The organism is Pseudomonas sp. So3.2b (genome assembly GCF_019464415.1).
Classification (GTDB): domain Bacteria; phylum Pseudomonadota; class Gammaproteobacteria; order Pseudomonadales; family Pseudomonadaceae; genus Aquipseudomonas; species Aquipseudomonas shahriarae.
The window spans coordinates 4,297,105-4,317,581 of record NZ_CP080494.1 but is presented as its reverse complement, the minus strand read 5'-3'; the positions used below and the strand labels follow the sequence as shown (position 1 = coordinate 4,317,581).

Sequence of the window (20,477 nt, the reverse complement as noted above, 5' to 3'; positions counted from 1 at the left end):
AGGATGAAATTCAGTGAACAATGGCTGCGTGGCTGGGTAAGCCCGCAGGTAAATCGCGATGAGCTGGTTGCTCGTCTGTCGATGGCCGGTCTTGAGGTCGATAGCGTTACGCCGGCCGCCGGTGTTTTCAGCGGTGTAGTGGTGGGCGAGGTGCTCAGCACCGAGCAGCACCCGGACGCCGACAAGTTGCGTGTGTGCCAGGTCAGCAACGGCGCGGAAACCTTCCAGGTTGTGTGCGGTGCGCCAAATGTGCGCCCGGGCCTGAAAATCCCGTTCGCGATGATCGGTGCCGAACTGCCCGGTGACTTCAAGATCAAGAAAGCCAAGCTGCGTGGCGTCGAGTCCAACGGCATGCTGTGCTCTCAGGCGGAGTTGCAGGTGGGCGAAGGCAATGATGGCTTGATGGAGCTGCCGGCTGATGCGCCCGTGGGCCAGGACATCCGTGCCTACCTCGACCTGGAAGACGCCAGCATCGAAGTCGACCTGACTCCGAACCGTGGCGACTGCCTGTCCCTGGCCGGTCTGGCCCGTGAAGTCGGTGCGCTGTACGGCGTGCCTGTCACACGTCCAGTAGTGACCGCGGTCCCGGCAGTCCACGACGAAGTGCGTTCCATCGAAGTGCTGGCGCCAAGCGCGTGCCCGCGCTACCTGGGCCGTGTCATTCGCAATGTCGACCTGTCCCGGCCGACCCCGCTGTGGATGGTTGAGCGCCTGCGTCGCGCCGACGTGCGCAGCATCGATGCCGCCGTCGACATCACCAACTACGTGATGCTGGAGCTGGGTCAACCGCTGCACGCCTTCGATCTGGCCGAGATCAACGGCGGGATTCGCGTGCGCATGGCCGAGGAAGGCGAAAAGCTGGTCTTGCTCGATGGCCAGGAAGTCACCCTGCGTAGCGATACCTTGGTGATTGCTGACCACTCCCGCGCCCTGGCCATTGCCGGTGTGATGGGGGGTGAGCACAGTGGCGTGTCGGCGACGACCCGTGACGTGTTCCTTGAAAGCGCGTTCTTCGACCAGATCGCTGTGGCAGGCAAGGCCCGTTCCTACGGCCTGCACACCGATGCCTCGCACCGCTACGAGCGTGGCGTGGACTGGCAACTGGCCCGTGAAGCCATGGAGCGTGCCACCGGCCTGCTACTGGAAATCACCGGCGGTGAAGCTGGCCCGATTACCGAGACTGTCAACGAGCAGTACTTGCCGTCGATTGCACCGGTAACGCTGCGCGCCCAGCGCGTCGAGCAGATGCTCGGCCTGGTGATCGAAGAAGCGCAAATCGTCAGTCTGCTGACCGGCCTCGGCCTGGACATTAGCGCTGATGGGGCAGGGCAGTGGCGCGTAGAAGTGCCGAGCCATCGCTTCGATATCAGCCTTGAAGTCGACCTGATCGAAGAACTGGCCCGCCTGTACGGCTACAACCGCCTGCCGGTTCGTTACCCGCAAGCGCGCCTGGCCCCGCAGCCCAAGACCGAAGCCCGTGCGCACCTGCCGGAGCTGCGTCGTCTGCTGGTCGCTCGCGGCTATCAGGAAGCGGTGACCTACAGCTTCATTGATCCCAAGCAGTTCGAACTGTTCAGCCCGGGTGTCGAGCCGCTGTTGCTGGCCAATCCGATCTCCAACGACATGGCGGCTATGCGCTCGTCCCTGTGGCCAGGCCTGGTGAAAGCACTTTCCCATAACCTGAACCGTCAGCAGGATCGCGTGCGCATGTTCGAAAGCGGCCTGCGCTTTGTCGGCCAATTGGACGGCCTGAAGCAGGAGCCGATGCTGGCCGGTGTGGTCTGCGGCAGCCGTCTGCCTGAGGGTTGGGCCCAGGGTCGCGATCCGGTGGACTTCTTCGACGTCAAGGCTGACGTGGAAGCGGTGCTGGGCTTTGTCGGCGCGCTGGATGCCTTCGCATTTGTTCCGGGCAGCCACCCGGCATTGCATCCAGGCCAGACTGCGCGCATCGAGCGTGAAGGCCGCCTGGTCGGTTTCGTTGGCGCTATCCACCCTGAACTGTCGAAAACCCTCGGTCTTGACCGTCCGGTGTTCGTCTTCGAGTTGGTGTTGGCTGAAGTCGCTGCGGGCAAGATGCCTAAATTCAGCGAACTGTCGCGTTTCCCGGAAGTGCGTCGTGACCTCGCCCTGGTGGCGGATCGTGATGTGGCGGCCAGTGCCGTGCTGGAAGTAATCCGAGAAAATGCAGGCGAATGGCTGACGGACCTCAGGCTATTTGACGTCTATCAGGGTAAAGGCATTGATCCGCATAGAAAAAGCCTTGCAGTTGGCTTGACCTGGCAGCATCCATCGCGCACTCTTAATGACGATGAGGTGAATACCACGACGCAAAATATCCTCACCTCGCTCGAACAAAGGTTGAACGCCACGTTAAGGAAGTGACGTATGGGGGCTTTGACGAAAGCTGAGATGGCGGAACGTCTGTACGAAGAGTTGGGTCTGAACAAGCGCGAGGCCAAGGAATTGGTCGAGCTGTTTTTTGAAGAAATCAGGCACGCTCTGGAAGACAACGAACAGGTCAAATTGTCCGGTTTCGGCAATTTTGACCTGCGGGACAAACGCCAGCGGCCTGGCCGCAATCCAAAAACGGGAGAAGAAATCCCGATCACGGCTCGCCGTGTGGTCACCTTTCGTCCAGGGCAGAAGTTGAAGGCCCGAGTTGAGGCTTATGCTGGAACCAAGTCATAACGACGAGCTACCCGTCATCCCAGGCAAACGCTACTTCACCATTGGTGAAGTCAGCGAGCTATGTGCGGTAAAACCGCACGTGCTGCGCTATTGGGAGCAGGAGTTTCCTCAACTCAACCCCGTCAAACGCACCGGGAACCGTCGGTATTATCAGCGCCAGGATGTGCTGATGATCCGACAGATCCGCGCGTTACTGTACGACCAGGGGTTCACCATCAGCGGCGCACGCCAGCGTATGTCCGGTGATGAAGCCAAAGAAGACACCACCCAATACAAGCAATTGATCCGCCAGATGATCTCCGAACTGGAAGATGTACTGGTGGTTTTGAAAAAGTGAAACAAGCCTTTAAAATACTTCCACATTTCAAATGCTTGCGGTATATTCCTGATCGCTTCTTTACGAAGCGAACCCAGTTTCACGCCTAGTCGGGGCGTAGCGCAGTCCGGTAGCGCACTAGCATGGGGTGCTAGGGGTCGAGTGTTCGAATCACTCCGTCCCGACCATATTTTTCAATGACTTAGCCCGGTTCGGAAACGACCGGGCTTTGTTGTTTCTGGGCTTTGATCATTTTGGTCACCGTTGGGTCACCGTTAGCAAAAAGCTCGTAAAGTGCCATTCGGGGCTTCGTCGCGTTGAAACCTGTCAAGGCTGATCAGTTCTGACTGTATTGGCTGCGATCTTTTCCTTTTCGCGAACTTTCTCTCGGCGAGCACTGGCTGACATCGACACGGCGAGCTGTCTTCAGATTTTTTCTGATCACCACCAGAAGGATATGGCAAATCCGGGTGAGTTCGATCACCAACTGCTTACGGTGGGTGTTTTCGTCCTGCAGCTGGCAGAGTTCCCGTACCTGTCGGAACAGTGAAGGTGGGTGGCGCCAGCCAGATGGTCTCAGGAGGCGGCGCAAGCGCGAACCCATCACGTTTGAATTGCTTGGGCGGAGGTCGTCGCGTGATGAGCATTGTGGGAGGTCGATTTTTCTGGTGTTCGGAGGCAGGCCCGAACTGGGTAGTCAGGCGAAGCTCGAAGCGAATGGCAAAGTAAGGTTTTCTCGAAGCTCGTCACATTGAGTAGATTTGATGTGGCTGCGCCCATCCATCGTGAGTGCATGCTTGCTCGTAGACGCTACTATGACCAAGGACGCCCGTTCCTGAAGCGACACTGCCTTATCCCGATCTGAACGAGCCAAGTCGAGTTGTGTGTTAAGCAAGCATCTATGGACGCCCGGATAGCCTCTGTATATGGTTCAATCAATCTTGTGATCGCGGTGTAATTCGCAATGGAGCTTACCCAGGAGGGGGGCCGTGTCTTCGAGTAGTGCTTATCATCCAGGTCCGGTAGAACCAACTCCACAGCAGCGCTTGCTACTGATGGATGACGTGCAGTGGGAGTCGTTTATAGAGCGCTGCGCACGCCAGCTCGAGAAGGAGGGCCAATACGCGCAGGTTCTGAAGCTAGGAGGCGCAAATGACAAGGGGCGAGATATATGCGGGTACACGGTACATCCACCTGCTTCGGATACTTGGGACCTATACCAAGCTAAGTATTACAGCAGCACTCTCTCCCCGAGCCAAATCGTAGGTGAGTTGGCCAAGTTTCTTTCCTGCGTGCAGGACGGAAGCTATACCTGTCCAAGGCGCTATTATCTTTGTGCGCTACGAATTGGGGCGACTTTGCTCGATTACCTCCTGAATCCAGAAAGCATGCGCACCTGGATACTGGCGCAATGGGAGGAAAAAAAAGGCGAATTCGGTACGTTCAAGCGGAGTCTAGATCCGGCGCTAAAGTTATTTGTGCAGACATTTCCCTTCGAAATTATTGGCCGCCGTACTCCCGAAGAACTGCTGGAGATTCATTCGAGAAATCAGACGCAGCACTGGGAGCACTTCGGCGTGCTTGACGTGCGTGGAGCGAACCCGCAAATTCCCGAGGAACCAGACCCCATTGAACAGCGGTATGTTGATGCGCTACTGCTGGTGTATGAGGAGCAGTGTGGAAACTGCGTTGCTGGGGTGCCCGAGATCCCTCGGAATTTGAAGAGACATTTCGTGGCACAACGTCGGCTGTTCTACAGCGCTGAGGGGTTGAACCGTTTCAGTAGAGATAAGCTATCCGGTGCCTTTGATGGGCTCCTCACTGAAGTCGAGATTGGTATTGGCGGTATAGTGGCAACGCCTCACGATAGCGGCATGATTAGGTTAACGGAGACATTGGCCATCGCCAATGCACTTCAAGTTGTTAACAACCCCTTGCATGCTCGGTTGCAGGCCGGTGACCTCCAAGGTGCCTGTCATCATCTTGCCAACCAAGATCGCCTGAGCTGGACAGACACCGATGAGTAGCTCAGAAGTCTTCAATACCCCGTTCGAGCTAGGACTGCGAATGGTCTTTCTGCTGAACGCGCTGCATCCACGGAAGGCTGATTTACAGACCCTGATGTATCTGGATTATGCAGTCATCTACACCGGCGACTTGAATGGACCGCCAAGTCTGCACACACCGGTTCCGCTGCGTGGTGCCGAATACATTAGTCGGCGAGAAATAATTGAGCAGGGTCTGTATCTCATGGCATTCAGAGCATTTGTCGACGCTATGGCTACACAAGAGGGGATCAAGTATGGCATTGGTGAGAGTGGACCGGCCCTCGTTGACCTCCTAGGAGGTCAGTACAACAAGGATTTACGTGATCGATGTAACTGGGTTTCGGAACACTTTGGGGGGTACACCGATTTTCAGCTAGAAGAAATTTTTGGAGCTAAGGGAAGACTTTGGCGAACACATTTCATTGGGAAGGAAGGCTTGCCGAGGGCAGTATGAGAATCGCAATCCATGGACTGGTGCTCACCGGCCCCGATAAACCCAATGCCGAACTGAAACCCGGCGGGGAGTCGCACCTTGTATTTGGTCCGACTGATACGGGCAAGTCTTATATTGAGGAATGCATAGCCTACTGCTTAGGTAGCGACGAACATCCGCGAAATGTTGGCTTTTCAGAGGGCTATACTCGCGCTGCTCTACAAGTCCTCGGACCGGATGGATCTGAGTACACTTTCTTTCGGGATCTCTTGGAGGAGCGTCAAGTCGTTTACTCGGGCTTCCATTCTTTGCCACCGCTATCGTCTCAATCCCCTGTCGCAGAAGAAATCGGCCCATATCTAATTGAATGGGGTAAGGCGTCAGGGAACAGGATTCTCGTTAAAGCCGGAACTCTCGGTAACGTGACTGCAAACGACCTGCGCTTTTTGAGTCTTTTTGACGAAATTCGTACCTTAGATAAGGTCCCGTTGAAAGGGAAAGACAAGCTTCTCAAGATGCGCTTTCAGTCAGTGATTATGCTGGCTTTGATTGGAGTGGATGATTCGGGAGCGACTCTCACAGTTAAAACTGATCAACGTAATATCGCTAAAGGTCATGTGCAGGCGATCGAAGACGAGTTGAAAGCGCTACATGCCGATATTCCGAGCACATGGTCCAAAGAGGACTGCGCAGAAGGACTTACAAAGATCGAGCATGAGCTTCGAGAAGTCGGGACATTCCTTAGGACTAACGCTCAGGAGTTAACGGAGCTAAAGACAGCGCACGAAAGTCTCGAAGACGGCCTTAGGGATGTGCAGGCAGAGCTTGCCGAGGTATTAGAAGCGAAAGACCGGTTTGTGCTTCTGGACGAGAAATATCAAAACGACGTACATCGACTCAGTTCGTTGATCACGGCCTCGGAGATTGTCGAAACGTTCGAATCCCAGCCCTGCCCACTGTGTCGGACGGATCTGAATCATAAGCGTAACTATGCCCAACTAGAACAGGGCGACATGCTACGGGAGGCGGCTCGGGCTGAGGTATCAAAGATCAATGCTCTGAGGCAGGGGCTTGCGATCGCACTATCAGATATCGATGAAGACATCGTGAGTTCACGCTGTCGGGAAACGAGCTTTCAGCGTGAAACGGCTGCCAACCTGAGCGAGCAAGCTAGGCTTCTTCGCCCGGCTTCGCCAAATATAGAAGCTGACTATTTAGGTACGCTTACCGCACGACGAACTGAGATGGCCATGGCAGCCAGGAACTTCGAGAGGATTGATACGCTCAATGCGCGTCTTGTTGGTATGAAGGCAAAGACGAAGCGACAAAAACAATCGATCTCACGCGACTTCTCTACTAGCGCCACTGAGCTCTGTCGCCGAATCTCGGAGCTGCTGACGGCATGGGGTGTACCAATGGTGGAGTCGGTCCATTTTGACGAAGACGACGCTGATATCCACATCAACAACCGACAGCGCGTGTCGTTCGGAAAGGGTAAGCGCGGGATCTTCCTGACCGCGTTGGCTGTTGCATTAATGGAACGTGCACTTCACCAGGGAAATCCTCACCTTGGATTGATCGTCATCGACTCCCCAGTGGTTACTTACAAAGATCCAAAGCACGGCAGCAACAATCCGGAAGAGGCTCTTGATCCGACCGTTAAGGACAAATTCTATACTTGGCTCGCGGATCGCCAGGAGTCTGGTCAGATCATTGTGCTAGAAAATGAGGAGCCAGACGGTCAGTTGCAGATGCGTCTCGCCCATACAGAGTTTGTTGGCGTAGGTGAAGCAGAGGGTCGTCGTGGCTTTTTCCCGATTTAGCATCGTGCCAATCCCTATAACGGTACTTTGCTAAGGGTAGTACGTAACTTGGACTGATCATTCCGTCTGCAGTGTTACCTCTTAGCGCAATATAATGCTCAAGTCGTGTGACCCGGCGATCAGCCGGGTTAAAGTCGAAAACATCATCGATTTTGTCTACGACGAGTACATGTTTCGGCCACGCTGCTAAATAGGTAAAGCAAATTAACGGTGTGTAGAAGCTAGGGATTGGACGACCACGTCGACACCACCCGACTCAGTGAGTTTGGTTGCGTCGACGTGGTGGAGCATCTTTCTGTGCAGCACCAGCAAGTCACGGCGGAACCAGCATCGATTCTGATTCCGCATTGCAGATGGCCTTCGAGTAATGCACAAGCAGCCCACCTCAAAATTGTAAGCGGGCTAATAGATGGCCTTGTTTCAATCAACCCCCATCGCCTTAAATACAGCCTCTACTGGTTCGCCATAAAAGCTGGTCTGAAACTTGGTAAACAGTTCGGCTGGGATGCTGGGGATGTCCTTGGCACTGCTCATAGGAAGCGCAACGCGCTTTCCTCCCGCGTCGAAAGCCACTTGCAGGCACTCGGCGATACTTTCAACTGGCGTGATGCTGCCGCCCAAGCTCATATCACCGAGCACGACCATTTGACCTTGCGCAGGCCTGCCCATTAGGCCTGAAGCAAAAGCTACTAAGCTGGGTAGGGCCATATGAGTAAGAGGGCCGGTGTTTTGCAGTTCAACGACATGTAAATGGAAGTCGTGCTCCAGCACCTTAGCCGAAGCGCTGATGCGCGAGGCGTTGGCCTTGAAGTAGTCAAAGGCAATTTTCACCTGTTCTTTGGCAGAGCTGGAATTCCATAGACCTGAGGTAGCCAGCTTGCCAGTACCCTTGGTCACCTGCAGTTCAATCCTATATAGCCCAGGCATGCCTTTGCCGCTCAAGCCTATAGTGTGGATAAAACCGGGCTTTCCTGGCCCTTCAGGGATCAGACCACCACCGCCTTGCTCTTTCACGGTGACGAAGTGCTCTTCGAGGGTTTCGTTGTCGATGTAGCTAAAGTGAACATCGTAGAACTCCATTCCACCGATCTTCTTTAGTTGTTCTTTCACGCGGCGGCGGACCTGAAGTGCGTATTCGAGGCACTGGCGCACGTCTTCTTTGGTGAACACATCGTGCGGGTAGAGCAGCTTGAGCAGACCGGATACAGTTTTGCGTACTGCGATCACATCACGTTGATTAAGGTTGTTACCCAATTTGAAGTGTTTGTCTATGGCGTCCGCAAAGCTGCGCTTGCGCATTTCGCGGAAAAACTCAGCCAGGTAATCGACGATCAGTCCGTATCTATTGGTGAAAAATTCCGGGCGCATTTTTGGGATTTCCCAGCCAGGAATGTAAGCGTGAAATCGGTCGAAAAAGGCGGCGTCGATCATCTGCTCAGGGAAGGGGGCCAACAGGTGACTAGTTTTCACCAGCGACTCGACGCTCTGATTGATGTTTCCGACGAAGACCATGGAAGCGGAGGCTTCCATCTGCTCACGGCCACGACCGAAGGAGCCGGAGGCCATGAAGTCCTTCATGATTTGCACGCCGTCCCTGTCCTTGAAGTTGATGCCTGCCACCTCATCGAATGCCACTACATCCCAAAGACCGACCAGACCGATACGGCGACTGCTCATGTTGTAGAACAGGTTAGCGACGGTGGTTTGGCCGCCAGAAACAAGCATGCTATTCGGTGAGCATTCCTTGTAGATGTGGCTCTTGCCGGTACCGCGGGGGCCGAGCTCGCAAACGTTGTAGTTGTTCTCCACGAAGGGAACCATGCGGGCCAGCAAATGCCACTGTACTGACTCATCCAGGGTCGAGGGCTCCATGCCGATGGAGCGGATCAAGGCCTCGCGCCATTGCGATGTGTTCAGGGCGGCGCGCCCGGTGAACAACTCCTGCATGTTCATATTCGGCATCTGGATCGGCTTGAGCAGCGTGACGCCAAACGGTGATCCAGATTGGCCTTCCTCGTGGTAATAGCTCAGCGTTGCGATCACCCAGATACCGCCAACAAGGAGCTTCTCGTATTCCTTGACGATGCCGGCAGAGATCTCCGCGTCCTTGATGCCGAGGTTGCTGAACGAGGCTTCGTAGCGATCTTTTTTCTCATTCAGACGCACGGTGACTCGGTCGATCACCTTGTACGTACCGCGCTCGCGAACTAGAGACTTGACCTTCTCAGCCTCATCCGGGCGAACGTAGTTTTCGGCTAAAATTGTCTTCACATTCTTCAGTCCGTGCTCGATCACCTCTGAGTCATCGGACGCGCAGTACATACCCAGCAAGTACTCAAGCACATAAACCGGTACGTTAGCGCCTTCCTTGATCAGCTTGGTCAGGTCCTTGCGCACCACGCGACCGGTGAAGTGCTCGTTGAGCAATTGATCGAGATCTTTATCCACTTGGGTTTCCATCTAGTCTCGTACTCTCAAAAAAAGTCGTCAGTGAAGGCCAGGTCAATCGTCACACGGTAGCGCTCAAGCTCGATGTTCAGATCTTTATCGCGGATCACCAGGAAGTAATCTTTCTGCCGGTCGAAGTCACTGCCTGATAGTGACAGGCGTACCTGCTTAAGGCGCTCGGTCATGGAGTCCGTCGCGCAATCAAACGTTACAACCTCCTCGCTGGAGACTGACTGCTCCCCTTCGTAGATCGCAACAGCAACCGTTACTGGAAGCACCTGTTCGTTGACTGACTCGGTCTGAATCAGGTCAAAGCGCTGGATATTGGTGACCATCTTCAGGGCTGATTTCGGTGAGATCACGCCGACTTTACGTTTGGTGCGTTTCTCCGCTTTCTCACCGCGCAACTGGTTGACCATCAGCACAGGCACAACGATTTCCTGAGGCATGGCCCCGCCATGGACGAAGCGTGCACCTCCGACAAAGTGGAAACGATTCGCGCCTTTGGGTATCCAAAACTGAGTGTCTGATGTTGTGCCCGCGGTCTGCTTGGTCGATCCCTGCCAGACATCCTTGGCAGCAGGCAGAGTATGGCCAATGACATAGCGCTTCTTACTCTTGATCGCACTATCCGGCATCTCTGCGAGTGAGGTGCGATCCGCCGCCTCAAGCTTGCTCTGCTGGAAGAGGAACCCATGATCGGCCGTGATCAACACCGTGCTGGTGTTAAAGTGCATGAGGATCTTGCGGGTCAGCTCAGTCAGCTCCTCAATGGCGAACTCGACGTGATGGAAGGTATCCACCTCGGAGCCACCGCCCTTGTCACTGCGGTCATCGATCACATTGTGATAGACGTATACCAGTTGCTGATCCTTCAGCGCTTCACGCCCAGCGTCACGGGACCACTCTTTGACTTGAAGTGCGGTCACGGCCATGCCGCCATGCTGGGCAAGAACCTTGTCGCGAGCGATGGTGTTGCCCGTATTGAGTCCGTCTACAAAAACACCATCACTGCCCTCGCGATATTCCAGCGTCTGATGTGGCAGCAGGGACGCCATGCCCAACGTGGTGTAACTCGGCAATACGCCCAATTGGCTATTCAGGCTGGCTTTGCTGTAACGCTTTTCATTGATGCGCTGGCACAGCTCGACGGCGGCTTCATAGCGGAAGGCATCGCTGATGATTACTACAACACGCTTGCTACGATGCCCCTCCAACATGGGCGCTACCCAACGCTCATAGAAATTATGCTGGTTAGGAATGCCAGGTATTTTCCAGTGCTCCAAGCGCTGTTCGGCCTCAACGCGGTCGCCCCAGGAGCGTCCGAGCTGATCGAGATACCAATACGCATAGCACTGCTCGACGGCCTCATCGAGCTTCTTCAGCAGCTCGACGTGGGCGCGTTGAGAGGCGGCGAAATAATGGCGATAAGCCGTGTCAAAGCGATACAGCTCGCTCTCATAGGCTTTGTATAGTGCCTCTGAACTGGTGAAGTGGAAGCCTGCAGCGTGCTGGTGGCGCAGCGTAAACAGGTCGATTGCAGCCGACAGCGCCGTGTATAGCAGCCGGTACTTGCGGCGTGTCTCATCGTCCTTATGGCGAGTCGCCCAATAGTTATCCAGTCGCTCGGAAATGATCTTCGCAAACAGACCGAGGTCGCGCGGATCTGCCTCCGGAATAGCCTTGGTCAGATCGACAATGATCTGCCGCTCGACGGCTTCGAAGGTTGCAACATTGGCCAAGCTCTCCAACGAGATTTCACCAATCTTCTGGGTGATATGCAGGGCCTCACCGACCCAGCCGGAAATCTCATCGTAGGCTTGGTAAAACCGTGAGCTGTCACGCCAGCGGGAAAGCAGTGCACGTGAAGTAGCGCGTGCGCTGGCTGAGGGAATAGCAATCGCGGATGCCCAGCTGGGTATATCGCCGATGCTTTCGCAGAACCCGGTTGCTAGCAGTCGAATTAGGAAATTCCCAAAGCTGAAGGGTTTATCGCCACTGATTTCTTCGATGGAGGCTGGATAGCCTACCTCGTCACGCAGGGCCTGCAGCAACGCAGGCATCAGGTCGAGCTTGTACAGTTCATCGATGACCGCTGGATTCTGCTCAAGACCCAGATCGTCACGTACGGCACCATCGGCCAAAGTGCAAAGCAGCGTCATGACGTCACTGCCACTTGCACCCAGCACAACGGCAATCATCGCCAGATCCAGCTCATGCTCAGTGTCAGTTGGTTGGATCAAACGCTTCACGCTAGCTAGACGAACCTTGCTGCCAAGGAAGCGCTCACGTTTGGTTAGATGTTCACGAAGCACCTGCTGGTGTAAGCCCAGGTCATTGAATATCAGTGACACTTTGTCAGCGTAGAAACTGCGCGAGTACAGCTTGATGTCCAGCAGCCAGTCATCATTCGCGTCTGGTTCGGCGCAAGGGAAATAGAGTAGGTACTTACTTTCAGTGTCCTCAAGCTCCAGCTTGAGCTTGGTACCGAAGGTGGAATGCCCGTGCATGTTCAGCACCTGAACGCCGGGCAGATCGAGCTGGCCGAGTTCATCCGTGAAGCCCTGCTCAGGGTCGTACCAGAAAACGATGCGGTGATTTTCTTTGAAGAATGCCTGATTCAGGCCTTGGGTCAGTTGTTGGGTGTTCATGCACTTATTCGCCTAAGCCTGAAACAGGAAACGAGAGGTCAGCGAGGGACATGTCATCGTAAGACAACAATGCATCCCTGACGGCCCGAAACTCATCAATATGTACGTTTTTTCGGCGTAGATGTCGTCCTTGAAAACATCCGGAGATTTATTTCTCGAAAAGCCAGGGTTGTCACCATAGTTGTAATTCATGGCTGGCCTTGCAATGGTCCGAGTTCACCTGAGTTTGGTGAGCCAACTTCTTTAAACAGGGTAATAGCTTTCCACCCGTATTTGCTCTTGGTTTTGTCAAAAGACATAACGGCTGCGCCGGCAACCTCGGCGTCCCGCTGTACGCCTTCAACAAGACCTGGCGGGACAAAAATGTCGCCATTTACAAACCCAAATCCTTTTTCGCTTACTTTCAAGCTTCCTTTGAATAAACGGATATCCTGAGTTTCAATCACCTGTATATTCTCAACCGAAACGACATCATGACTCTCAGAGCCCATGTCGCAAAAGATCTTCACAAGAGTTCCAGGCTTAGGGATTTTTCGATTTTCAAATACAGCCTTTCGCGCAGAAAATTTAAGATCTCTGTGGATATAAATCGTGGCGCCTTTACCTGACTCGTGTACTGAAAAAAGTACACCTGACAAGTAGGTTGGTTTGGCCATGGCGTACTGATTGGCACCTATTGCGAGCTCCTCTACATGAGCATCAAGATCACTGGTATCCAGCGATGCGTCAAACCATGCAGATGACGTAAGCTCAACGATGCTGCCTTTAAGCGCCCAGCCATTATTGCTGTAGATTTTTGTCAGTTTTACCAGTGCCTTTGAGGCGTAATCATGCACGCCTGTCTGGGCAAGTAACTCCGCCAGTCGCACCAGTCCGGGGATGCTGAACTTGGGGTCGTGAGCGCAGGTTAAGCCGAAAGAGACTAGGCAAATAGCTTTTTCCGGTTCGTTTTCATAGGTCTTGGCCAAGCCAAACCATGCCCAGGATTCGCCGCGCTTGTTTCTGAGCACAGACAGATAGGCGTCTCGTGCCCTCACGATGTCGCCGGCAGTTACAAAAATCCTGGCTTTATCGTATTCAAGCCAAATCTTGCTTTTCGATGAGTCCTGAGTCTTATCCAGTGCGTAGTTTATAAGTGCGACGACTCGACCTGCCGGAAGGGGACTCTCTAAGCCTTTGTGCAGGTAATTGACGGCCACCATGCGTGCCAGTCGCAGTACAACGCTGGGTGACTCTCCTTTTTCTGTGCTGAATGGTTTGTGATCGTCTGGACTAAACAGTGCACGGCCGCGTTGCAAAATGAAGAGACAGATCGGATCGCAAAACTTTCCGATTTCACGGAAAAGATTCCACAGGCGGAAATCAATATTTTCACTTGGGAGCTCTAGCTGAAGGAGTTGAATGCGAGATGCCCAAAGATCAATCATCCGCTGCTCATTGGGATACGGCGTTTTGTTATCGCGTGTTTTGATAGGCTCCAGCAGCTTTTTCAGCTCTGAATAAATGACCCAAAACAGCGAAGTCTTTAGGAACGTGTTAGCAGAGTCTTTCTCCAATGCCTTGGAGCCTACCTGCCAGGCGCCTTCCAGATCCTCACGCGATTTGTGATCCCGAATATCATCAAAAATGCTCATGACTGCACCGCCAGAGCTTTCTCCAGTTGTTGTACGATACCTTCTGTGGACGCTTTCAAGACCCGTATGGAGCTGACCATTCCTTCCTTGTTAGCATCAACCTGGATTTCAATTCCTTCGTTATCAACTGCAAGCGTCAACTGCACCCGGTAACTGGCCTCCGTCCCCTCGATTATCACGAAGTTATACGCAGCCAATAGCTCCTGAAGTGTCTCGACAGCTTCAGCCAAGGTTTCGCTCTGTGGCTTGAAAGGCTTCATCAGCAGCTTTCTAATGGTTTTCTGTTCAATATCATTGCCGTCGATAAAAACCACGTTGGTGACGGCAAAGTTTTTGTCGTAATGCAGTCTGACTCGAATGTTTGTAGCGGCTGTTTGGTAAGAGAACGTGATGACCACCTGATAGCTATGCTCACGCCAGTCGCTAAGGCTCCAGTCTGAATCGGCAAGCCGTTCGCTTAGCTCAAGAAAAAGCGGGCGCAATGCCATGTCGCTGAAACCCGACGGCATAGCCATCGAGGCTTCCTGTTCTGTGGGGTGACGAAATGCGTCATAAAACAGACTGTGCTTGAGCGGGAAAGTACCAATTCTGATGTTATGGGCGCGGCTCACAGCTGCATTGCTCAGGGGACTGAGCAAGGGCATCTGTCGGACAGTGAAGGTCTCGTCAGCACCGACGGAGGCGGTATACAGCCATCGGAAATAGTCGGCGTTGTTGGGTTTTTCACTCGAAGCGCTGCGTGATGCATTTACCCAGACACTAGGCCAGCGACGCCCCTGAGCACGATGTAGAGTCAATGCATGAGCTGGACGGATAAGCGCTGCAGACAGATACCCATGCGCCTGAAGAACCTGGTATTCAAGCCTGTCATATTCGGCCCTTGCCTGCTTATAGCGGGGATCAGTCTTGTCCGGTAGTCGCTGCTTGTGCACTTCAAGCTCTGGCTTGGCAAGCTGTCCAGCGAGCACTTGGAGCGCCAGGTACTGGTCTCCGGTGATGTCAGGCCGATCAGCTTCAAAGTAATCTACCAAGTAGCGGAACTCCACTTCTCCCAAGCCTGGCAGCCGGCAACTGGCTCGCTGGAAGTGAAGGCGTATTGGCTCTTTGCGCCCACGAAGTTCAACAAAATGAGTTTCAAGACGCTCCTCAACAAGGCCGACAAGACCAATATCGCCGGAGTTGACCCAGCGAATCGTACTTTGATTGATTGCATCTGGCTCGGACGCGAGGATCGGTGTGCGGTTGTGAAAGTCAATCCGGTCACCCGCCGCTAATTTGGTCGGACTGAGATGCCCCAGAATCTTTGTTTTCACCGCGCCATTGACCTTGGCGGCTTGTTCATGAGTGCCACAAACCAGGATGGATTCAGCGCGGACATTGGATATGTCCGGCACCCAGCCCCTTGAATTGACGTTTTCAAGAATATCAAGACGCTTGCCTGACAGGCGTGGCAGCTTATTGAAGCGGCCTTTGTCTAAGCTATTCACGAGATGCGCCTGCAGTTTGCTTAGCGCGTCATCTCCGACATCTAGAATCTGTTCGGTCAACAGGTAGCTGACAACGCTGAGCCCTAACTGTTCCAGCATGTTGCCGCTGATCAGGGAACGCTGCAGTGATCCTCTAGGCATCTGATAGGGATCGCCGATAACCACAAAAGGTGTTTTATGCTTTGCAATAACCGAGAGAAAGTCATGAATCAGTCGACCGGAACCATAACGCCGGTCCCCCACATCAAACTCTTCGTCACTCAGCAGATGGGCATCCACCAATACAGGGATTTTGCCCTGTAAAAGGTGATCCTCTCTTATCTCGTGAATCCCTACTTTGCGACCGTCTTTAGTCTCAAAACGATTGGGCTGCTGGCTGTACAGCCAAGTATAGATAGAAACGGGCTGAGCTAAAGGGTGTTGATAGGTCGAGGAAATCCGTGCACTTGGGGTCAATAGGAGCAATTCGACACCGGCCTCTTCCAATGCATCCACAAGGTGGGGGAACAAGAAGCGCTTGCCGGTTGATGCCATGCCGGCGAGTCGAAATACGCCGCTGCCAGATTTCAGCCAGGTCGAGAACTCGCCCAATGCCTGACTCTGCTGCTGAGTCAATCTGTGTCCATCGCGCGCTGAGGTCTCCCGGCCGCTCAATCGATTGAGTTTGGGAGCGCCTGCCGGAACAAAAGGATCAATCCCCAGTTGAGCCGTGAGGCGCTCCATGTTTTCGCGCGAGAGAAAGATCTCCCGGCTGACAATGGCGTCCAGATCGCGAACGATCCGTCCCATATCGCTGATATGGAACCATGGCTTTATCAAGCCGGGTAACTGGCGGTGATCGAATTCAATCGGCCCCTGAAAGGCTACCAGAGCAGCGGCATGCCGCCAGTTGCAGGTCGCGTTAAGGTCGGTAAAGTTCCGGCTCAAAAAATCAAGCATGGCCCCTTTATTGATACGCAACTGGCGCAGCGGATTGACGCTGGCGCCGCCCTTTACTTGGACGTTGCTGCCCGCTTCCTCGTCTTCAATCAGCCAAGGGCCGTCTTCAGAAAACTCTAATTTTCCGCGAAACTCCTTAAAGTCGAGGATGATCACCGCGTTCGGCTTGATCACCATGGCATCCAGTTCACGGCTGCCCACATAAAAATTTCCCAGCAGGTACCAGTCCTGTCCAGAGTCTGAACAGTGTACGTCGAGCAAATCAAACAGCTCATTGAACGCTCGATTCTCGTGCGTATGCTCAAAGGGTCTGCCGCGGAATGCTTTCAGTGTCATCGGTAATGCTCCATGCGGGTGGTCAGTCGCCCTTGGCGCCTGTTACAGCCTTAACCTCAGCCAACAAGTCCCCAAGCTTGCCGTAGTTCACCTTCACGCCCTCATCCAGATCCAGGCTAATTCGCTGGTCTGCGTGGTGGCGAAGTTTTTCGTCGAAGGTGGCGAGTTCGGCTTGCTGGTTATGGAGAGTGGCAAGTTCCTTTTCAAGGCGCTTTTTCTCGGACGTGACTGTTTCGTTTTCGATGTCCGTGGCTAGCTTGTTAGCGTAGGTGTTGAGCTTGGCGGTGAGGGGGATGACGTACTCTGTACGCATGCGCGCCAGGGTGCCTTCGTTATAGCGGTGAAGGTAAACCAGGCACTCGAAGGCCTTGTGCTTGCCGGAGCTAAACAGCCAGTAGATGGGGCGCTTTTTGTAGGTCTTGAGGTGGTCTTTGTAGAACTGGGTGCTCAGGTAACGGCGTATGGTGTCTAGCGTCGATTCGCCACGCTTGGGCTTGATTGCATAGAGGCACAGACTCTCGGCAATAAAGTCGAGGTTTTCCTGCAGATGCTCCTCGCCCCAGACAGTGCGAACAAACTCGCGGAAGCGGTTGGTTGCGTCGTCGACGAACCATTCCTGATCGGTCAGCGGCAAGATGCCATCGATATCGGCGGGGAAAGTTTTATAGGCACCTTCGGCGACGAGTTCGGAAAAGCCTTGGTTGCCAGCATGTGCATAGACTAGGCCTTCACGGTCTAGGGAGTAGCGACCCATTACGCAGCCAAGTGCATAGCTAAGAATTTGAATGAGATTATCGCCGGATTGATCAGCGGCATCAAGAGCGTTATTTTTTAACTCAACCGAAATATCCTCCTCCAAATACAGCTCCGAAATAAGCTCTTGGTTAATTGTTTTTTCTATTGATGTAAGATCATTATCAGCCTGCTCGCGTTTGATTCGTACGCATTCAATCCCTTCTCGAATTAAATTCCCGGAAAAAACCGTTGTGTTTCCGAAGTCAAAAGATATTTCGTTGCGATCCCACTCTTCATTAGAGATTACATAGGCTCTCTTGGCTAAATTTGAAATCCCTCCCTTAAGCGATTCACTTACTTTCGGAATTGGCATGGAGCTAACCACGCCGTTACTGTAATGAATGCCTTGCAGTGAGATCTCGAGGAAGGTTTGGAAAACAGAACTATTGATATATCCCAAGAGCCAAAACATGTCATCTTCATTTGTAGGGAACATAGTTGGCCCAGATACATCGAAGACAAATCCTGAAGGTACATATCTTGCGCCAAATAGATTTGTTGTGAGATCGGACCAGCTAATGCCGCTGCGAAAGTAGAATGGCATATTTTTAGGCTTTGAATTGCTAGGAAGACAAAGCCCTTGCTCTAGCTTAGTCAGCTTGTCTTGCTTGATATCTGCACCATCGTTTTCCCAATTGACAACCCAGTCAAGATTTCCATACCATCGCCTAAAGGTCCCGCCCTTGTTGTGGGGAAACCATTTAAACCCACTATTAGAAGCAGCCTCTCTCGATGGAAGGTTAAATCCTATTTTTGTGTGCGACACCTCCCACCAGCATCTTAAAAATTCGTCATTATTTGCAGTTGCAAGCCCTTGACGAGGTTTTGCTATATCTGCGATAGATGGGCTTTTGGCAAATAGCTCACGAAATGATGCGCTGGCCCAATATGCCAGCGGGCTACCTGGTAAAACATTAAATTCATATTGAGCAGTATGATTAAAGACATCTTTTTTGGCATGAAATGCATCTATTTTTTCGCCCTCCACCCCGTCCACTAATCGCTGAAATGTAGGTTTCCATCCTTTTATCGAGCAGCCTTGAATACAGAATGCTGCGACTTGGACTACCTCTCCGGATATCTGAGAAAATGCTCGAGGGCCAAGATGCAATAACGATACTATTGAGTTCGCGTCTATTATTTTTTTTCGCATCTTCTCGTGTGAAGATAGAAACATCCAGCTTTGCATTGCAACCATCGCTAAATGGCTGCTAGCGTTTAACTGGCGCAATCCGCGCTCCATAAACATTGAATAGATGTCTGTTTTGCTACTCTCATAATATTTTGCAGCAAACCCCTTGAGCTCGGAATTCATCATTCGAGTGCCCATATATGGAGGGTTAGCTATGACTGCATCGTACTTCTGCGCCAGTATCCACGCCTGTTGCAGAAAGGGAATAAGTTGCTCCGCTGCTGGTTTCTGCATCACGTCGCCGTCACGCACCAGTTGTCGCATCTGTTCAAGCAGCTCTCCCAGCGGCTCGGCATCCTCGGCCGGCACCTCGATCAGCGAACCGAAGGTCTTAGCCTGGCTGAAGCGGGCCAGAGTGTTTTTCAGCAGGCTGAATCGGTTGTCGGTCGGTGCGGAGCTAAGGTCGCACTGATCCTGATCGAATAAGTTCTGCGACTGGCCAAGCTGCCAGTCGCTACTCAGATTGAGGGCGCTCCACAGCGCGGACACGTCAAAGTTGCGGCTTTCCTGCAGAGACAGCACATTTAGTTTGAAGCCATTATCAGCCACGCGGCTGAAGATACGCCGGTCGTCCTCACGGGCCAGCATCATCAGAGCGAAGCCGGCGAGCTGCCCGGCGCGGTCGTCGATATCCAGGCCGAACAGGTTATTCCCCAAGATCAGCTGTGGAATATCGCGGGAGCGGAAGCCGCGCTCGGAGTAGATATCCTTGAGCACCTTATAAGCCTCGACCAGGATATGGCCAGAACCGCAGGCTGGGTCGAGTACCTTAATGGTTAGCGGATCGATGCTGTCCGGGGTGATGGCCGCCAGCTGTCCCTGCACATCCGGGCCTTGCTCCGTTGGCTCGATGTAGTAACTCCACTTGGCTTTGAGCGGCGAGTCTGGATAGGTCTGCAGCCACTGGCGGCCCACAGAGTTCTGCACCAGGTACTGGACGATCCAGTTGGGGGTGAACAGTTGGGTGGCGGCGGGAATATCCTCGCTTTTCACCACCTTGCCGATGACCTGATCTTTCCTCTCGGAGATGTAGAACTGGTAAAGCCAGCCGATGATCTCTACGTCCTGCCAGTCCTCTTTGGGAATGGCGCTGACGAGCTCGCGGATCAGCGAGTCGGTCTTGGTCAGGTTGTCCGGCAGCAGCAGCTCAGTGGCGTCGTCGACCGCCTCAAAGAGAAAGGGCATGGCCTTGTGCAGGGCATGGCACTGGGCAAGCAGTAGCTCGCGGTACAGTTCTTCATCCTTGGTGCCGTCGAGTTTCAGTTCGGCAATGCGCGGCCGGTCTAGGCCTTCCAGCTCGATATCTAGGCAGTCGTCAAGGATCTGGAAGCTGCCCGTCTGAGTTGGATGGCTGAGCACACAGCGGCCGTGTTCGAGATACCCCTTTAGCTCCATATAACGGATAGCGCATAGACGGTTGAACCAGCTGTAAGCCGACTGCTCCATGGTCTGAGCAAAGCCCATTTGCTCGACCTTTTTCACCAACGCGGCGCGAGGCCGGATGATGCTGGCCGGGAAAGGCCGATCTTCGATCAGGGCCAGATCGCCTTTCTGCTCCAGCGGCTCGATGCCCATGCTGGGGATGCTGGACTCTCTGATGCCAAACAGCGCCGCGCGCTTGGTCATTGCGGCAATGAAGGCGGTGCGTGCCTTGGGGGCGTAGCGTTTAATGTTGTTGGTGTTCATA

General features: G+C 53.5%; 11 protein-coding genes and 1 tRNA gene. 7 read left to right on the top strand and 5 right to left on the bottom strand.

Annotated features, from left to right (window positions below; translation table 11 throughout):
• Nucleotides 1–3: 3 nt before the first annotated feature.
• From pheT to K1X80_RS19150, 7 genes are all read left to right on the top strand, one after another.
• Nucleotides 4–2,382 carry a phenylalanine--tRNA ligase subunit beta gene (pheT, locus tag K1X80_RS19180; RefSeq protein ID WP_220172420.1) on the top strand — a complete coding sequence of 793 codons (2,379 nt, stop codon included), beginning with the start codon at nt 4–6 and terminating at the stop codon, nt 2,380–2,382.
• 3 nt (nt 2,383–2,385) lie between these two features.
• Nucleotides 2,386–2,688, top strand: a complete 303-nt coding sequence (gene ihfA / locus K1X80_RS19175) for an integration host factor subunit alpha (RefSeq protein WP_002553164.1) — start codon at nt 2,386–2,388, stop codon at nt 2,686–2,688.
• Entirely contained in the window at nt 2,669–3,025 is a 357-nt protein-coding gene (locus K1X80_RS19170) for a MerR family transcriptional regulator (protein ID WP_057960163.1), read from the top strand. Before ihfA ends, K1X80_RS19170 begins: the two co-directional genes overlap by 20 nt.
• A 90-nt stretch (nt 3,026–3,115) precedes the next feature.
• Nucleotides 3,116–3,192 (top strand) — tRNA-Pro (locus K1X80_RS19165).
• An 801-nt stretch (nt 3,193–3,993) separates the two neighbouring features.
• The gene (locus tag K1X80_RS19160; protein ID WP_126588211.1) at nt 3,994–5,031 is read left to right on the top strand and encodes an ABC-three component system protein; all 1,038 of its coding nucleotides are present in this window, start codon (nt 3,994–3,996) and stop codon (nt 5,029–5,031) included.
• Nucleotides 5,024–5,506 (top strand): ABC-three component system middle component 2, encoded by a 483-nt coding sequence (locus K1X80_RS19155; RefSeq protein ID WP_126588213.1) that lies wholly within the window; start codon nt 5,024–5,026, stop codon nt 5,504–5,506. The genes K1X80_RS19160 and K1X80_RS19155 overlap by 8 nt, the downstream gene beginning before the upstream one ends.
• Nucleotides 5,503–7,308 carry a hypothetical protein gene (locus K1X80_RS19150; RefSeq protein ID WP_198712545.1) on the top strand — a complete coding sequence of 602 codons (1,806 nt, stop codon included), beginning with the start codon at nt 5,503–5,505 and terminating at the stop codon, nt 7,306–7,308. The genes K1X80_RS19155 and K1X80_RS19150 overlap by 4 nt, the downstream gene beginning before the upstream one ends.
• 420 nt (nt 7,309–7,728) lie before the next feature.
• On the opposite strand, the gene brxL is transcribed toward K1X80_RS19150, so the two are convergent.
• The 5 genes from brxL to pglX form a co-directional block, all read right to left on the bottom strand.
• Entirely contained in the window at nt 7,729–9,768 is a 2,040-nt protein-coding gene (brxL, locus tag K1X80_RS19145; RefSeq protein WP_126588216.1) for a protease Lon-related BREX system protein BrxL, read from the bottom strand.
• Between the two features lie 14 nt (nt 9,769–9,782).
• Entirely contained in the window at nt 9,783–12,407 is a 2,625-nt protein-coding gene (gene pglZ, locus K1X80_RS19140) for a BREX-1 system phosphatase PglZ type A (RefSeq protein WP_198712544.1), read from the bottom strand.
• Between the two features lie 188 nt (nt 12,408–12,595).
• Nucleotides 12,596–14,041: a M48 family metallopeptidase gene (locus tag K1X80_RS19135; RefSeq protein WP_198712543.1), complete on the bottom strand. Its 1,446-nt coding sequence runs from the start codon at nt 14,039–14,041 to the stop codon at nt 12,596–12,598.
• The gene (locus tag K1X80_RS19130; protein ID WP_198712542.1) at nt 14,038–16,803 is read right to left on the bottom strand and encodes an NERD domain-containing protein; all 2,766 of its coding nucleotides are present in this window, start codon (nt 16,801–16,803) and stop codon (nt 14,038–14,040) included. The genes K1X80_RS19135 and K1X80_RS19130 overlap by 4 nt, the downstream gene beginning before the upstream one ends.
• A gap of 22 nt (nt 16,804–16,825) precedes the next feature.
• Complete coding sequence (pglX, locus tag K1X80_RS19125; protein ID WP_073844622.1) at nt 16,826–20,476, bottom strand: BREX-1 system adenine-specific DNA-methyltransferase PglX; 3,651 nt, start codon at nt 20,474–20,476, stop codon at nt 16,826–16,828.
• Between the last annotated feature and the right edge of the window lies 1 nt (nt 20,477).

Coding starts and splice junctions, on each gene's coding strand:
- pheT (WP_220172420.1), top strand. CDS start 4: ATGAAATTCAGTGAACAATGGCTGCGTGGCTGGGTAAGCCCGCAGGTA.
- ihfA (WP_002553164.1), top strand. CDS start 2,386: ATGGGGGCTTTGACGAAAGCTGAGATGGCGGAACGTCTGTACGAAGAG.
- K1X80_RS19170 (WP_057960163.1), top strand. CDS start 2,669: ATGCTGGAACCAAGTCATAACGACGAGCTACCCGTCATCCCAGGCAAA.
- K1X80_RS19155 (WP_126588213.1), top strand. CDS start 5,024: ATGAGTAGCTCAGAAGTCTTCAATACCCCGTTCGAGCTAGGACTGCGA.
- K1X80_RS19150 (WP_198712545.1), top strand. CDS start 5,503: ATGAGAATCGCAATCCATGGACTGGTGCTCACCGGCCCCGATAAACCC.
- brxL (WP_126588216.1), bottom strand. CDS start 9,768: ATGGAAACCCAAGTGGATAAAGATCTCGATCAATTGCTCAACGAGCAC.
- pglZ (WP_198712544.1), bottom strand. CDS start 12,407: ATGAACACCCAACAACTGACCCAAGGCCTGAATCAGGCATTCTTCAAA.
- K1X80_RS19135 (WP_198712543.1), bottom strand. CDS start 14,041: ATGAGCATTTTTGATGATATTCGGGATCACAAATCGCGTGAGGATCTG.
- K1X80_RS19130 (WP_198712542.1), bottom strand. CDS start 16,803: ATGACACTGAAAGCATTCCGCGGCAGACCCTTTGAGCATACGCACGAG.
- pglX (WP_073844622.1), bottom strand. CDS start 20,476: ATGAACACCAACAACATTAAACGCTACGCCCCCAAGGCACGCACCGCC.